Below are 229 nucleotides of genomic sequence, written 5' to 3'. Positions count from 1 at the left end.
GTCCCATGCGTTGATCTGGCCGGGGCGAGCGATGTAAGGCGCATCTGGGAACATTTCTTTGAGTTCCGGCACCAGCGGGCCATTGGGGCCTTGTTCGAAGCTGGTGGTCAGGATGGTCGGCAGCTCGAAGAACTTCGCCACATCGGCCAACGCCAACACATTGTTCTTGAACTCATTCGGTGTGAAGTCCTGCACCAGCGAGATCAGGCCTGTCTGGTGGTCGACCAGC

Annotated in this window: 1 pseudogene; it reads right to left on the bottom strand. The window is 58.5% G+C overall.

The window, feature by feature from the left end:
• Positions 1–228 (bottom strand): annotated as a pseudogene (locus tag ALP40_RS16610) (hydrolase); the annotation flags it as partial.
• Position 229: the final 1 nt, after the last annotated feature.

It is taken from the genome of Pseudomonas viridiflava (assembly GCF_003702045.1).
Taxonomy (GTDB): Bacteria; Pseudomonadota; Gammaproteobacteria; order Pseudomonadales; family Pseudomonadaceae; genus Aquipseudomonas; species Aquipseudomonas viridiflava_C.
Note: the sequence above shows the minus strand (reverse complement) of the source record. Positions and strands in the feature narration are given on the sequence as shown.